Source organism: Streptosporangium sp. NPDC001681 (assembly GCF_040298085.1).
Taxonomy (GTDB): domain Bacteria; phylum Actinomycetota; class Actinomycetes; order Streptosporangiales; family Streptosporangiaceae; genus Streptosporangium.
On sequence record NZ_JBEOZN010000028.1, the window covers coordinates 67,124 to 82,431 of the forward strand.

Here is a 15,308-nt window from a genome sequence, read left to right on the forward strand (position 1 = left end):
GTATGCAGATCGGCATGGTCGGGCTGGGCAAGATGGGCGGCAGGATGGCTGAGCGCCTGCGCCGCGGCGGCCACGAGGTCGTCGGTTACGACCGCGATCCCGCGGTCAGCGACGTCTCCGGCCTGGAGGAGCTCGCGGAGCGGCTCCAGACGCCGCGAACGGTATGGGTCATGGTGCCCTCAGGGGAACCGACCCGGGCGACGATCGAGGCGCTCGGCGAGGTACTGGCCCCCGGCGACCTCCTCATCGACGGAGGCAACTCGCACTACGTCGACGACCAGCGGCACGGCGCCGCGCTCGCCGCGAAGGGCATCGGGTTCGTCGACTGCGGCGTGAGCGGCGGAGTCTGGGGGCTGGAGAACGGCTACGCGCTCATGGTCGGCGGCGACAGGGCCGACGTCGAACGGGCGATGCCGATCTTCGAGACCCTCAAGCCCGAGGGCGAGGACGGCTTCGTCCACGCGGGCAGGATCGGTGCCGGTCACTTCGCCAAGATGGTCCACAACGGTATCGAGTACGGCATGATGCAGGCCTTCGCCGAGGGCTGGGAGCTGCTGGAGGCCGCCGACATCGTGACCGACGTGCCCGGCGCCTTCAAGAGCTGGCGGCAGGGCACCGTCATCCGCTCCTGGCTGCTCGACCTGATGGTCCGCGCACTTGAGGAGGACCCCGCTCTGGAGCAGCTCGAGGGCTACGCGCAGGACTCCGGCGAGGGCCGCTGGACGGTTCAGGCGGCCGTCGACCTCGCGGTCCCGCTGCCGGTCATCACCGCCGCCCTGTACGCCAGGTTCGCCTCCCGCCAGGACGACTCGCCGGCCATGAAGGTCGTCGCGGCCCTGCGCAACCAGTTCGGCGGCCACGCGGTCACCTCCAGGGCGGGTTCGGCGGCCAAGGGCGCCGACTCCCCCGGCGCCGACGTCACCCCCCCGGTCGAGGCGGCCGGCTAGCGCGGCGTTCCCCGTCCAAGGCGCGGGCCCACCACAGCTCCCGGCTCGGCAGGGCCGCTCCGGCAGCCGCGGCCGTACGTTCGCGACCTCCGTCGCAGGGCTCGCGCCATACCTTTTCCACGGGGCGCGAGCCGTGCGGGCGCCGGAGGCCACGGTGATGGGCGGGGCCGACTAATCTTCCTGGGGTGCATGTCGCCCATCTCTCCCTGACCGACTTCCGGTCCTACGAAACCGTCGATCTCGGCATGGAGCCGGGGGTCACGGCCTTCGTCGGGCCCAACGGCATGGGAAAGACCAACCTGGTCGAGGCGCTGGGTTACGTGGCGACGCAGGCCAGCCACCGGGTCGCCGGCGACGGGCCGCTGGTCCGGCAGGGCGCGGCGCGGGCGGTCGTACGCTCGGTGGTGGTCCGCGACGACCGGCGCGCGCTGATCGAGTTGGAGATCAACCCGGGCAGGGCCAACAGGGCCAGGCTGAACCGCTCGCCCGTCTCTCGCACGCGCGATGTCGTCGGCCTGCTGCGCACCGTCCTGTTCGCTCCTGAGGACCTCTCCATGGTCAAGGGCGACCCCTCCGAGCGGCGCCGGTTCCTCGACGATCTCCTGGTGGCCAGGGCGCCCAGGTTCGCGGGGGTGCGTGCCGACTACGACAGGGTGCTCAAGCAGCGCGGTGCCCTGCTGCGCACGGCCGCGCAGGCCCGGCGGGGGCGCGGCCGGAGCACCCGGCGGGCCGAGAGCGACGCGGCGTTCGCCGAGGCCGGGGCGGGGGACCCACTGAGCACCCTTGAGGTCTGGGACGCCCACCTGGCCACGCACGGTGCCGAACTGCTCGCGGCCAGGCTGGAACTGGTGGAGACGCTGCGCCCCCTGGTCGCCGCCTCGTACGCCTCTCTCGCGCCCGACTCCGCCCCCGCGAGGCTGGAGTACCGCGGCACCCTGCCCGCGGACGCCGGCACCGACCGCGCCGAGCTGGCGGAGCGGCTGCGGGCCGGCCTGCTGGAGGTTCGCGCCGCCGAGCTCGAACGTGGCGTCACCCTGCTCGGCCCGCACCGCGACGACCTGTTCCTCGGGCTGGGGGAGCTGCCCGCGCGCGGCTACGCCAGCCACGGTGAGTCGTGGTCGTACGCGCTGGCGCTCAGACTGGCCGCCTACGACCTGCTCAGGGCCGACGGCGGCGACCCGGTCCTGATCCTGGACGACGTCTTCGCCGAGCTGGACAACAGGCGCCGGCGTCGCCTGGCCGAGATGGTCGCCCCCGCCGAACAGGTGCTGATCACCGCCGCGGTCCCCGACGACGTGCCGAAGGAGCTGGCCGGAGGCCGGTTCGACGTGACAGAGGGAGGCGTGGTCCGTGCCCGATGACGCAGAGCCTGGATCGAGCGGTGGCGGGGCGGACGCCACGGCTCCCGGGTCGGCGAGGAGCGCGGCCGCCAAGGGGGCGGCGATGGCCAGGGAGAAGCTGGCCCAGGCCAAGTCGGACGCCGCCAGGCGAGGGCAGCTCCCCCGCAGGGAGCCGCGCCGCAGGGCGTCCGGGCCGCGCAGGGACGCGGGTGATCCCCAGCTCTTCGGCAGGGCCATCGCCGACCTGCTCGCCGATCGGGGCTGGCAGCAGCCCGCCGCGATCGGCGGGGTCTTCGGCCGCTGGCACGAGATCGTCGGCCCGGACATGGCGGCCCACACCAGGCCGGAGACCTTCGCGGAGGGCGAGGTCGTGGTCGTCGCGGACTCCACCGCCTGGGCCACCCAGGTGCGTCTGCTGGCAAGGACCCTCGTAAGAAGGTTGAACGAGGAGCTAGGGGACGGAACGGTGCAACGGGTCAAGGTCCGTGGACCGCAGAACGGCCCCCGCTCCAGCGGCGGTCTGCGCGTCACCGGAAGCCGCGGCCCGGGCGACACATACGGCTGACTCGGCGCTCAGAAACGGATCAGTAGCCTTTCTGGCGCGACAAACCCCGCCCCCGTAGGGGGATGTTCAAGACGATGATCGTCACGCGACAGGCCATTCCAGGGGCCGTCAATGCCACATGATGTGCTCTGAGCCGCTAGAATGAAATCGAATTCCGGACACGTCCGTTTGCGTGTCACCCCCGGCGTGTGTGCCGGCTCCCCTGGGTGGACGCATCGGGGCATTCACGACGGTGACGGGCACGGCGGGGCTACACGTTTGTCTCCCTGCCGCGTGTCCGCGGCAGGAGGATTTCGCACTTGTCCTACGACGCTAGCTCAATCACTGTTCTCGAAGGACTTGAGGCGGTCCGTAAGCGCCCCGGCATGTACATCGGCTCCACCGGTGAGCGCGGTCTCCATCACCTCGTCTACGAGGTCGTCGACAACTCCGTCGACGAGGCCCTGGCCGGGCACGCCGACCGGATCGAGATCACCCTGCTCGCCGACAACGGCGTGCGGGTCGTCGACAACGGCCGTGGTATCCCGGTCGGCAACGTTCCCGGCGAGAACCGTCCCGCGGTCGAGGTCGTGCTGACCGTGCTGCACGCGGGCGGCAAGTTCGACGACAAGTCGTACGCGGTCTCCGGAGGACTGCACGGCGTGGGCGTCTCCGTCGTCAACGCGCTGTCCAGCAGGCTCGAGGTGGAGATCCGCACCGACGGCCACCACTGGCGGCAGACCTACGTCGGCACCCGGCCCACCACCTCCCTGATCAAGGGCGAGGAGACCGACGAGACCGGCACCTCGATCACCTTCTGGGCCGACGGGACCATCTTCGAGACCACGACCTGGCACTTCGAGACTCTCGCGCGCCGCTTCCAGGAGATGGCCTTCCTCAACAAGGGCCTGACGATCTCCATCAGGGACGAGCGCCCCGAGTTCATCGAGGATGACCCCAAAGAGGTCACCTACCACTACGAGGGCGGTCTGTCCGACTTCGTCAAGCATCTCAACTCCAAGAAGGAACCCACCCACGTATCGGTGATCGACTTCGAGGAGCACGGAGACGGCATCGCGGTCGAGATCGCGATGCAGTGGAACAACTCGTACAGCGAGTCGGTCTACACCTTCGCCAACACGATCAACACCGCGGAGGGCGGCACCCACGAGGAGGGCTTCCGCGCGGCGCTGACGTCCATCGTCAACCGCTACGCGCGCGAGCAGAAGTTCCTCAAGGAGGGCAAGGACGACAACCTCGCGGGTGAGGACATTCGCGAGGGCCTCACCGCGATCATCTCGGTGAAGCTGGCCGACCCGCAGTTCGAGGGCCAGACCAAGACCAAGCTGGGCAACACCGAGGCCAAGTCGTTCGTCCAGAAGGCCTGCAACGACCACCTGCGCGACTGGTTCGAGCGCAACCCCGGTGAGGCCAAGGACATCATCACGAAGTCCCTGCAGGCCTCCCGCGCCCGCCTCGCGGCCCGCCAGGCCCGTGACCTGACCCGGCGCAAGTCGCTGCTGGAGTCGGGCTCCGGTCTGCCGGGCAAGCTGGCCGACTGCCAGTGGAGCGATCCGGAGAAGTGCGAGCTGTACATCGTCGAGGGTGACTCGGCGGGCGGCTCGGCCAAGGGCGGGCGCGACTCCAAGTTCCAGGCGATCCTCCCGATCCGCGGCAAGATCCTCAACGTGGAGAAGGCCCGGATCGACAAGGTCCTGCAGAACCAGGAGGTCCAGGCGCTGATCACGGCCATGGGCACCGGTGTGCACGACGAGTTCGACATCACCAAGCTCCGCTACCACAAGCTCATCCTGATGGCGGACGCCGACGTCGACGGCCAGCACATCACGACCCTGCTGCTGACCCTGCTGTTCCGCTTCATGCGGCCGCTGATCGAGGCGGGGCACGTCTACCTCTCCCAGCCGCCGCTCTACAAGATCAAGTGGGACAGGAGGGGCGACGACGCCTCCTACGCCTACTCCGACCGCGAGCGCGACGCGGTCATCCAGGCCGGCATCGACGCGGGCAAGCCGGACCCCCGGCCCCGTGACAACGTGCAGCGCTTCAAGGGTCTGGGCGAGATGAACGCCGCCCAGCTCTGGGATACGACCATGAACCCCGACACCCGCCTGCTCCTGCAGGTCACCCTTGACGATGCGGCCCAGGCCGACGAGCTGTTCAGCGTGCTCATGGGTGAGGACGTCGAGGCGCGCCGCTCCTTCATCATCAGGAACGCCCGGGACGTCCGTTTCCTTGACGTGTAGCGGTAGCCGTACCAGAAAAGGATCTTGACCTGTGACGGAAGTCAACACTCCGCCCGGCCCTCCGGTAGACCGCGTCGAGCCGGTCGACATCCAGTCCGAGATGCAGCGCAGCTACATGGACTACGCGATGTCGGTCATCGTCTCGCGCGCGCTGCCGGACGTCCGCGACGGCATGAAGCCGGTGCATCGCCGGGTGCTGTACGCCATGTACGACGGCGGCTACCGGCCCGACCGCGGCTACTTCAAGTGCTCCCGCGTCGTCGGTGACGTCATGGGCTCCTACCACCCGCACGGCGACGCGTCGATCTACGCCACCGTGGTGCGGATGGCCCAGCACTGGGCGCTGCGCTACCCGCTGGTCGACGGGCAGGGCAACTTCGGCTCGCCGGGCAACGACCCGCCCGCGGCGATGCGCTACACCGAGTGCAAGCTCGCGCCCATCGCCATGGAGATGCTGCGCGACATCGACAAGGACACCGTCGATCTCATCCCCAACTACGACGGGCGCTCCCAGGAGCCGACGGTCCTGCCCTCGCGCTTCCCCAACCTGCTGGTCAACGGGGCGGCGGGCATCGCGGTCGGCATGGCCACCAACATCCCGCCGCACAACCTGCGGGAGGTGGCCGCGGGCATCGTCTGGTCCCTGCAGAATCCGGAGGCGACGGACGAGGAGCTCCTCGAAGCGCTGATCGCCCGGGTCAAGGGGCCCGACTTCCCCACCGGCGCGCTGATCGTCGGCCGGCGCGGCATCGACGACACGTACCGGACCGGCCGCGGTTCGATCACCATGCGGGCGGTCGTCGAGGTCGAGGAGGACGCCAAGGGGCGCCAGTGCCTGGTCGTCACCGAGCTGCCCTACCAGGTCAACCCGGACAACCTCGCACTGACCATCGCCGAGTCGGTGAAGGACGGCCGGATCACCGGCATCGCCGACGTCCGCGACGAGAGCTCCTCGCGCGTCGGCCAGCGCCTGGTGATCGTGCTCAAGCGCGACGCGGTCGCCAAGGTCGTGCTGAACAACCTCTACAAGCACACCCAGCTGCAGACCACCTTCGGCGCCAACATGCTGGCCCTGGTCGACGGCGTGCCGCGCACGCTCAGGCTCGACCAGTTCGTCCGCCACTACGTGTCCCACCAGATCGAGGTCGTGGTCCGCCGGACCCGCTACCTGCTGCGCAAGGCCGAGGAGCGGGCGCACATCCTGCGCGCGCTGCTCAAGGCACTCGACCGGATGGACGAGGTCATCGCGCTGATCCGGCGGTCGCCCTCGGCGTCCGCCGCGCAGGGCGGCCTGATGACGCTCCTGGAGATCGACGAGATCCAGGCGCAGGCCATCCTCGACATGCAGCTGCGCAAGCTGGCCGCTCTGGAGCGCCAGCAGATCACCGACGAGTACGACGCGCTGATGGCGCAGATCAACGAGTACCAGGCGATCCTCGCCTCGCCCGAGCGGCAGCGCACGATCGTCCAGGACGAGCTCTCCGAGCTCACCGCGCGGTACGGCGACGAGCGCAGGACCGAGATCATCGCCTACGAGGGCGACATGTCCATCGAGGACCTCCTCGCCGAGGAGGACATGGTCGTCACGATCACCCGCGGCGGCTACGCCAAGCGAACCAACACAGATCTTTACCGGGCGCAGAAGCGCGGCGGCAAGGGTGTGCGGGGTGCGCAGCTGCGCCAGGACGACATCGTCGACCACTTCTTCGTCACCACGACACACCACTGGCTGCTGTTCTTCACGAACAAGGGCCGCGTCTACCGGGTCAAGGCGTACGAGCTCCCCGACTCGGGCCGCGACGCGCGCGGGCAGCACCTGGCGAACCTGCTGGCCATGCAGCCGGACGAGGTCGTCATGGAGGTCCTGGACCTGCGTGACTACGACGTCGCCCCCTACCTGGTGCTGGCCACCCGCAGCGGCCTGGTGAAGAAGACGCGCCTGTCCGAGTACGACTCGCCGCGCACGGGTGGCCTCATCGCGATCAACCTGCGCGAAGATGACGAGGTGATCGCCGCCAGGCTCGTGTCGGAGGAGGACGACCTCCTGCTCGTCTCCCGCGGTGCCCAGTCCATCCGCTTCACGGCCTCCGACGAGGCCATGCGCCCGATGGGCAGGGCGACCAGCGGTGTGATCGGCATGCGCTTCCTTGAGGGCGACGAGCTCCTGGCGATGAACCGGATCGCCGACGGCGACAACGTGCTCATCGCCACCGAGGGCGGATACGCCAAGCGCACCCCCGTGGATCAGTACCCGATCCAGGGAAGGGGTGGAAAGGGCGTCCTGACCGCCAAGATCGTTAGCGCCCGTGGCAAGCTGGTTGGCGCGGTCATGGTCAGGCCCGAGGACGAGGTTTTCGCGATCACGTCCGCCGGAGGGGTTATCCGGACGAGTGCCGGGGAGATCAAGCAGTCGGGCCGCCAGACGATGGGGGTTCGACTGATGAATCTCGCAGAGGGGGACAGCGTCGTGGCTCTGGCCCGCAACGCTGAGTCGTTGGAGACCGAGGAAAACGCCGAGGTACCGGTGGAGACCGAGGGGAACGGGGAAGGAGATAACCCGTGAGTTCTCAGGGCGAGCCGGGCTCGCGCCCCGCCTCCTCGTCGACACGCGACCAGGTGACGGAGAAAATAGACAAGACCGCCGAAACGAAAGGCGTTGAGGCGGCCTCGTCACCGGTTAACGGTAGCGCGCCCGCGCCGGAAACCGATGAATCGGTAGCCGACGACCCCAAGGGCAGGAAAAAAGTGACGACCACAGAGGATGGCAAGCAGGCCGAGACCACGGTGCGGATCCGTCCAGGATCTCCACCTCCATCCGCGCCGCCGTTACAGTCACCCTCATCGCCTCCGCCGGCGGCGGGGCAGCAGAACCGTCCACCGGCGGGGCAGCAGCCCTGGTCGCCCGGGAGCCTGTCGTCGCCCCAACCGCCGCTGGACGCGCCTGGCAGGAAGCCCTCGGACATCCCCGCTCCCAGGTCGCCCCGTAAGGCGCACCTGGTGCTGCGCAGGGTCGAGCCGTGGTCGGCCATGAAGTTCAGCTTCGTGGTGTCACTGGTCTGCTTCGTGGTGCTGTTCATCGCGGTCGCGGTGCTGTACATGGTGCTGTCGGGGCTGGGGGTGTTCGACAACATCATCCAGACGGTCAACCAGCTGACGACCGCCGACGGCAAGGCCACCAGTGGTGTCGACGTCGCCTCCTGGTTCGAGCCGGTCCGCATCCTGGGCTACACCGCCCTGATCGGCGCGGTGAACGTCGTGCTGATCACCGCACTCTCCACTCTCGGTGCGGTGATCTACAACGTCGCCTCCGACCTGGTCGGAGGCGTGGAGGTCACTTTCAGCGAGGCCGAGTAACCGATCTTGAGTCATGTCCCCGTCCTTCCGCGGTCGGGGACATGGCGCAAGCAGGTGCCGGAACAGGGTAAGCTTTTCCCAGTTCGAACGGACGGGTTCGCCTCCGCGAAGCGGGTGCGGGGCCGTTCGTGCGCGCTGAGGGGCTATAGCTCAGACGGTTAGAGCGCTTCCCTGATAAGGAAGAGGTCCCAGGTTCAAGTCCTGGTAGCCCCACCTCGATGAACGCCCCGAAGCGATCAAGCTTCGGGGTTTTTTGCTGCAACGGCCTCACTCGAACAGTCCGTTGACCTTCTTGAGGGCGTCTTGGCGGCTCTTGCCGTCCCCGTGCGTGTAGATCTCCATCGTGACCGGGATCCGGCTGTGCCCGAGGATCTTCATTGCGTCACGTGGCGCGACCCCCGGCTTCTTGAGCAGTGACGCGGGGTGTGCCGCAGGTCGTGAACGTGGATCGGCCGCAGTTTGTTCGCCGCCATGATCCGGGCGAGGTTACGCGGCTCGATCGGCCGCCCCGACTTGGTGGTGAACACAAGCCCGGTGTTCCCCGGTTCTTGCCCGCCTCCTCTTCGCGGATCTTCTGCCCGCCCCGCTGGAAAAGCGCGGGTGTTCGCGGTATTTCGGGTGAGAAACGCGTGAACCCGCACGCCTCCCGCAGCTCATGGCAGCGGGGCGTGCGGGTTACCGGAATCCGAGCCGGTGTCCTGCCATCGGTCGCAGGGCTTCACGGCTACTGCCGCGTCAACCTGCGGTAGATGAGCCGCTGTCTTGACCAAGGGCAAGCGAACTCCTCGGCTCCTCCGCGGGTAGGCCGCGGAGCCATGCCTGGATGGGGAGCGAACGGCGCATCGGCTTCCGCGCCGTCGTGACGGCTGCAGCGAGTCCGTTGCGGCCTCAGCTGTCCTGGCCGGCGGGGATGAAGTTCGCGTATTCCTCGATGCGGGTGATCAGGCTGGCGTCGTCGAAGCGGAAGTACACCGCGGCGTGCACCTCGCCGCGCATGCCGTTCTTGGCGGCCACGTGCACGACGTGCTGCTGGAGGACTTCGCCGGACTGGGAGAGTTGGCGGGTGATGTCGTAGCGCATCGATTCCATGGTGTGGATCTTCCCCTTCATCCCCTCGATGTTCTCTTCGATGGTCTCCTCGCCCTTGCCGTCGTTGTGCCAGACGGTCGCGGTGTCGGCGCACATGGCGCGGGCGGTGTCCCAGTCAGCCGTCTCCAGGGCGCGGAGGTAGGTGACGGCCTTGTCCTTGAGGTTCTGGCTCATGGTGTTGCTTCTTTCTGTCCGTGCGGGTTGCCGACGGTGGTGGGGGGTCAGTTCTGGTCTGTCTTGTCGTGGATCAGGGAGCGTTCGCCGGCCTCGACGCGCATGGGCAGGTGGTTGCCGGGCGGTGAGAGGGGGCAGACGAAGACGGCCGGGTTCAGGTGGTGGTAGGAGAGGGTTGCCTGGTTGAAGTCGACCGGCAGAGTGCTGCCGGGCTCGAGCAGGGGCAGCGAGAGCCAGCGGCCGATCTCGGGTGTCTCGTTGCCGTTGGTCTCGTCGGTGAACACCACCAGGCGCTGGCCGGGTTGTTCCTGGAGGACAGCCAGTACGTATTCGGTGCCGTTGATGGTCACGGCCAGGTCGACCGGGGCCAGCATGGCCTCGGTGCTGCGCGGGACGGTCAGCCGCCGCACCTCGATGCGGCGGCCCTCGGGAACTGCCCGGTACTGGCCTTCGAACACCCACGAGGAGTCGTAGGGGAAGGTGTCGATACCGCTGAGACCGGAGCGCTCGACGGCCCCGCTGTCCATGACCACCAGGCCGTAGTAGCCGTCGGCACCACCGGCGAAGCCGACGCGATCGTCGGGGAATCGCAGTGAGCAGCCCGAGGGTACTCGCGCTGTTCCATCGACTGTCGTGCCGTCGATCGTCACGCCGTCCGCGGCCGTGGCCGTCACGGTCAGTGCACCGGCTTCATCGGTGCTCCACTTCCCAGGGACGCCGGGGAAGGTGTGGGTGTCGCGGCCGGTGATCTTGCCGTTGGCGACGACCTTGGCCTTGCCGTTCGGGCCGGCGACCTCTTCCCACCGGTCCTTGCGCCACGCCTGGTATTCGGCGGGAACGCCGTCTGCGGTGCTGGTGCCGGCTGTGGCCTGCCGACCGGAGGGGGACTGCAGTGCAGTCATCGAAGTGCTCCTTTCCTCCGTCGCGAACGCGCCAAGGTGGATGGTTCGCGACGGTGTCTGCGCAGAGAGGCTGCGCGGGCTCAACACCCAACCTACAAGGCTTATGCCTTACAAGCATTATGTGTTGCGTATAAGGCAAGAAGTTGGGTGCTGATGCTGCCTGGCGGGCAACCTGCGTGGAGATTGCAGATCAGCTGAGGCGTGCGGCCCAGACGGTGCGTTCGGTGCGTACCGAGAGGTCGTCGCGGTGCAGGATGCTGTGAGGGCTGTCTGTGTCGAGCAGCCGGTCGAGCGCGGCGAGATCTGCGGCCGGAAGCGCTTGTGCGGCGGCATCGCGGATGCGTAGCAGACTGCTGAGTGCGTAGCGGCCGATGGCCTCGCTGTGGGAGCCTTCGATGTTCACGGCGATGGTGCGCTCGCCTTCGAGGGTGAACCCGGCGGCGATCAGCATTGGCCCCCAGTCGGCGCCGCGGTGGGGCACGTGTTCGGCGTGGAAGTGCTCGGTCGCAGCGTGGCAGCGGTCTTCCAGGCCGGGCCGGTCCTCCGGGGCGTTCTCGGGCAGGAAGCGGGGGAATCCGGCCAGCTCGACGACGGCGAACAGGCCGCCGGGCGCGAGCATGTCGTGGACGTTGCGCAGTGCGCGGCCAGGGTCGGCCATGTGGTGCATCGAGGCCGAGGCCCAGACCAGGTCCGGCGTGCCGAGGTCGGGCCAGTCGGCGGCGTCGAGGTCGGCCTGCACGGTGCGCACGCGGTCATCCGCATCCTGGGCGCATGCCTTCTTCCGCAGGCGCTGCAGGTGTCCGGGCGAGGCGTCGACGGCTGTGACGTGTGCCTCGGGGAAGCGGTCGAGGAGGGCGAAGGTGCCCGCTCCGGTGCCGGAGCCCAGGTCCACGATATGGCGCGGGCTGGTCTTCAGGGGCAGCCATGCGGTGATGGATGCGATGTGCTCGCCGAGGACTTCCGCGTCCAGGTCGAGGATCTCCGCCTGGCCGGCGTCGTCCTGCTGGTGGTGGCCGTGCTGGGCGGAGTGGTGGGGGGTGTGCGGGTGTGCGTGGGTCATGCCGTCACCGTAAGGCGGGTTTGCTTACCCGGCACGATGGCTCCCGGGATGCGCAAGATATCGGCGCGTAGTGGTGCCCGACGCGCAAGGCGCACCCGTACCGAGGGTGCGCGTTGCCGTCATTCGCAGATGTCAGGGGTGTCGCAGTCGCCGTTGCCGGTGTCGCGCTGGTGGCCGCGGCGGGCGTCGCGGTCGAAGATGCCCAGGATCTCACACGGTCCGCCTTCGGCGCCGATGGCGTGCGGCATCATGGTGGGAAATTCGGCGGCCTGGTTGGTCTCGATGCGGAAGCGGCGATGTCCCAGCATGAGGATCGCGGTGCCGGAGAGTACGACCAGCCATTCCCGGCCGGGGTGGGCACGCATGCGGGAGGGGTTGTCGGGCGGCGGCTCGGTCATGCGCTGGCGTACGACGCTCATGCCGGGGTCGCCCTTGACGGGCCAGCGCATCAGGCCGTGGGCGCCGTCGATCATCGGGCTGGTGACGACGTCGTCGGCGGCGGTCTCGACGAGCTGGTCGAGGGTGGTGTCCAGGGCGCGGGCGAGGGTGACGAGCTGGTCCAGGGCGAGGCGGCGCTGACCGTTCTCGATGCGGCTCAGTGAGGACTGGCTGAGGTTGGCGCGGGTGGCCAGTTCTTCCAGGGACCAGCCCTGTGCGACCCGCAGGGCGCGGATGCGTTTGCGTACGAGGCTGTCCAGGTCGCCAATTTCTTGCGTCATAGGCAACATCATATGCCCATGATGCAAGGCGGGTTTAACGTCGTGTGCAGAAGGCCCGGAATGGTCGGGCCACGCACGATGAAAGGGCGCGACATGTCTGTGCGGACTTCCGCGTACGCGAGCGACGCACTGCCCGGCGAGACCGTGGACGTTGTGGTGATCGGCGGCGGCGCCGCGGGCTTGAACGGTGCCCTGATGCTGGCCCGCTCCCGCCGTTCGGTCGTCGTGATCGACAGCGGGACGCCCCGCAACGCGCCTGCCAAGGCCATGCACGGCTTCATCGTGCTGGACGGCACGCCGCCCACCGAACTGCTCAAGCGGGGCCGGGAACAGGTGCGCCAGTACGGCGGCAGGGTCGTCTTCGGAGAGGTGACCTCTGCCGAACCGGCCGCCCCGGCCGTCGACGGTGATCTGCGTTTCATGGTCAGCCTGGCCGACGGCGGCACGGTGACGGCACGCCGCGTGCTGGTGGCCACCGGCCTGCGGGACGTGCTGCCGGACGTGCCCGGCCTCGCCGAGCACTGGGGGCACGCTGTGGTGCACTGCCCGTACTGCCACGGCTGGGAGGTACGCGACGAACCGATCGGCATCCTCGCCACCGGCCCCGCCTCGATCCACCACGCGCTGCTGTTCCGCCAGCTGACCGACGACCTCATCTACTTCACCCACGGCACCGATCTCGACGACGACACCCGAGCGCGCTTCGCCGCCCGCAATATCCGCATCATCGACACCCCGGTGCAGGAAGTCATGACGAGCGAGGACGGCGGCATCGCGGGCGTGCGCCTGACCGATGGCACGGTCGTGGCCCGCCGCGTCCTCGCGCTCGCCACGCAGATGCAGGCCCGCACCGAGGGCCTGGACGGCCTGAAGCTGCCGATGGAGGACCTGCCCGGCGACATGGGCCGCCGCTTCGCCTCCGGCATGGCCGGCACCACCGAGGTGCCGGGCGTGTGGGTGGCCGGCAACGCCACCGACCTGACCGCCCAGGTGGGCGCCTCCGCCGCAGCGGGCGCTCTGGCCGGCTCCCACATCAACGCCCTCCTGGCCACCGCCGACACCGACGTGGCCCTCGCCGCCGCCCAGACCGGCACCACCACCTGACGTTAGGGCTCCTACCGGCCCACCGCGCACCCGCGCTCAGCCGCGCGAGGTGGCCGGACCCCTACCCCATCCACTTCGGCGACCGGACCTGCTCCGGCGCTGACGCTGCATGCCCATTTTGAGAGGAATCCATGAGTACGAACCAGCCTCCACAGGTGGCGGCCGCTGACGGAAGCGGCGGAGGCGCACCGGATGCACGTCAGCTGCGCACCATTCTGATTACCGTCTCCATCGCGCTGATGGCCGTCATCGCGTCGGTGTCCGGGCTGAACGTCGCCCAGACGCACATGGCCGTCGAGTTCGGCGCCTCGCAGAACACCATTTTGTGGATCATCAACATCTACACCCTGGCCCTGGCCGCGCTGCTGCTGCCGCTCGGCGCGATCGGTGACCGCCTGGGCCGCAAGCCCATGCTGATCGCCGGGCTGGGTGTCTTCGGCGTCGCCAGCGTCGCGGCGGGCCTGGCTCCGACGGCCGAGGTGATGCTGGCCGCGCGCGTGGCCGGCGGTATCGGCGCCGCGATGATCATGCCCATCACCCTCGCCGTCATCACCTCCACCTTCCCCGAGGAGAAACGTGGCACGGCGATCGGCGTGTGGACCGGCGTCGCGGGAGGCGGCGGCATCCTGGGTATGTTCCTTTCCGCGCTCCTCGTCGACGTCGCCGACTGGCGCTCGCTGTTCGTGCTGCCCGTCGTCCTGATCATCGTGGCCCTGGCCATGACGCTGAAGTCGGTCCCCAACTCCCGCGAGAGGTCCGGCCATGGCTTCGACACCATCGGCGCGCTGGTATCGACCGTCGCCGTGGTTGGACTCATCTTCGTCCTGCAGGAGGGTCCCGAGCGTGGCTGGACCGCGCCCGTGACTCTGATCAGTCTCGCTGTCGGTCTCATCGCCGCCCTCGGCTTCGTGGCCTGGCAACTGCACCGCCGGGACGCATCGCTGCTGGACGTGCGGCTGTTCCGTGAGCGTGGCCTGGCCGGCGGCTCGATCACGCTGCTGGCGGTCTTCGGCGTCCAAGCGGGCATCGCCGTGGTCCTCTTCCCGTTCTTCCAGGCCGTGCTCGGCTGGTCGGGGCTGCTGTCCACGCTGGCGCAGATGCCCATGGCCGTGATGATGATGACGACCTCCGGCCTGGCCCCCAAGCTGGCCGCACGCATCGGCTCCCGCTCGACCATGGCCGCGGGCATCGCGCTGGCCGGCGTCGGACTGGCCCTCATGGCCCTCTTCGTCTCCGCCGACGGGGGCTACCTGACCATCCTGCCCGGCATGCTCGCCATGGGCATCGGCATGGGCCTGTCGATGACCCCCTCCACCGAGGCCATCACCGGCTCCCTGTCGCGCGAGAAGCAGGGCGTCGCCTCCGCACTCAACGACGTCACCCGCGAATTCGGCACCGCCCTCGGCGTCGCCCTGCTCGGCGCGCTCCTATCCGCCGGCTACCGCAGCGCCATCGACGACAGGCTGCACGGCATCCCTCCGGAGGCCGCGAACACGGCCCGGGAAGGCATCGCCAACGCCGTTGAGGTGGCCGGCAGCACCGGCTCGCACGCGCAGAACCTGGTCCACGCCGCCCAGCAGTCCTTCGTCGACGGCTGGCAGCAGGCCATGTGGGCCGGCGTCGCCGTCATGGGCGCTCTGTTCGTCTACATCGCCCTGCGCGGCCCGAAGAACTCCGTCCCCGCGACGGCCGACGACGCCGAGGCCACCGAGCCCGTCCCCGCCTGATAACGGGGTAAGCGGTGGGCGGACGGCACGAAGACCGCCGTCCTGGGGTTGGGCGTTGGGCACCGCGAGGTCGCGGTGCCCAAC

General features: G+C 68.9%; 12 protein-coding genes and 1 tRNA gene. 9 read left to right on the forward strand and 4 right to left on the reverse strand.

Annotation, left to right across the window (positions count from 1 at the left end):
- The first annotated feature begins 2 nt into the window (after positions 1-2).
- From gnd to ABT130_RS15730, 7 genes are all read left to right on the forward strand, one after another.
- Complete coding sequence (gene gnd / locus ABT130_RS15700) at positions 3-947, forward strand: phosphogluconate dehydrogenase (NAD(+)-dependent, decarboxylating) (protein WP_350913738.1); 945 nt, start codon at positions 3-5, stop codon at positions 945-947.
- 185 nt (positions 948-1,132) lie between these two features.
- Positions 1,133-2,308, forward strand: a complete 1,176-nt coding sequence (gene recF, locus ABT130_RS15705; RefSeq protein WP_350913740.1) for a DNA replication/repair protein RecF — start codon at positions 1,133-1,135, stop codon at positions 2,306-2,308.
- Complete coding sequence (locus tag ABT130_RS15710) at positions 2,298-2,852, forward strand: DciA family protein (RefSeq protein WP_350913742.1); 555 nt, start codon at positions 2,298-2,300, stop codon at positions 2,850-2,852. The genes recF and ABT130_RS15710 overlap by 11 nt, the downstream gene beginning before the upstream one ends.
- A gap of 299 nt (positions 2,853-3,151) precedes the next feature.
- Complete coding sequence (gene gyrB / locus ABT130_RS15715; RefSeq protein ID WP_350913745.1) at positions 3,152-5,095, forward strand: DNA topoisomerase (ATP-hydrolyzing) subunit B; 1,944 nt, start codon at positions 3,152-3,154, stop codon at positions 5,093-5,095.
- A 31-nt stretch (positions 5,096-5,126) separates the two neighbouring features.
- The gene (gyrA, locus tag ABT130_RS15720) at positions 5,127-7,658 is read left to right on the forward strand and encodes a DNA gyrase subunit A (protein WP_350956041.1); all 2,532 of its coding nucleotides are present in this window, start codon (positions 5,127-5,129) and stop codon (positions 7,656-7,658) included.
- A 434-nt stretch (positions 7,659-8,092) separates the two neighbouring features.
- Positions 8,093-8,449: a DUF3566 domain-containing protein gene (locus tag ABT130_RS47785; RefSeq protein ID WP_399531219.1), complete on the forward strand. Its 357-nt coding sequence runs from the start codon at positions 8,093-8,095 to the stop codon at positions 8,447-8,449.
- A 139-nt stretch (positions 8,450-8,588) separates the two neighbouring features.
- A tRNA-Ile gene (locus ABT130_RS15730) sits at positions 8,589-8,662 on the forward strand.
- 675 nt (positions 8,663-9,337) lie between these two features.
- Here the strand turns inward: ABT130_RS15730 and ABT130_RS15735 are convergent.
- From ABT130_RS15735 to ABT130_RS15750, 4 genes are all read right to left on the reverse strand, one after another.
- Positions 9,338-9,712, reverse strand: coding sequence for a nuclear transport factor 2 family protein (locus tag ABT130_RS15735; protein WP_350956043.1), 375 nt, complete (start codon positions 9,710-9,712; stop codon positions 9,338-9,340).
- A gap of 47 nt (positions 9,713-9,759) precedes the next feature.
- Positions 9,760-10,614 (reverse strand): DUF1684 domain-containing protein, encoded by an 855-nt coding sequence (locus ABT130_RS15740; protein ID WP_350956044.1) that lies wholly within the window; start codon positions 10,612-10,614, stop codon positions 9,760-9,762.
- Positions 10,615-10,804: 190 nt separating this feature from the next.
- Positions 10,805-11,674 (reverse strand): class I SAM-dependent methyltransferase, encoded by an 870-nt coding sequence (locus ABT130_RS15745; RefSeq protein WP_350956046.1) that lies wholly within the window; start codon positions 11,672-11,674, stop codon positions 10,805-10,807.
- Positions 11,675-11,793: 119 nt separating this feature from the next.
- Positions 11,794-12,393 carry a helix-turn-helix domain-containing protein gene (locus ABT130_RS15750; protein ID WP_350913753.1) on the reverse strand — a complete coding sequence of 200 codons (600 nt, stop codon included), beginning with the start codon at positions 12,391-12,393 and terminating at the stop codon, positions 11,794-11,796.
- 93 nt (positions 12,394-12,486) lie between these two features.
- On the opposite strand from ABT130_RS15750, the gene ABT130_RS15755 reads away from it, so the two are divergent.
- Positions 12,487-13,497 (forward strand): NAD(P)/FAD-dependent oxidoreductase, encoded by a 1,011-nt coding sequence (locus ABT130_RS15755; RefSeq protein ID WP_350956048.1) that lies wholly within the window; start codon positions 12,487-12,489, stop codon positions 13,495-13,497.
- A gap of 239 nt (positions 13,498-13,736) precedes the next feature.
- A complete protein-coding gene (locus ABT130_RS15760; protein WP_350956050.1) occupies positions 13,737-15,224 on the forward strand; it encodes an MFS transporter in 1,488 nt (495 codons plus the stop codon).
- Positions 15,225-15,308 lie beyond the last annotated feature (84 nt).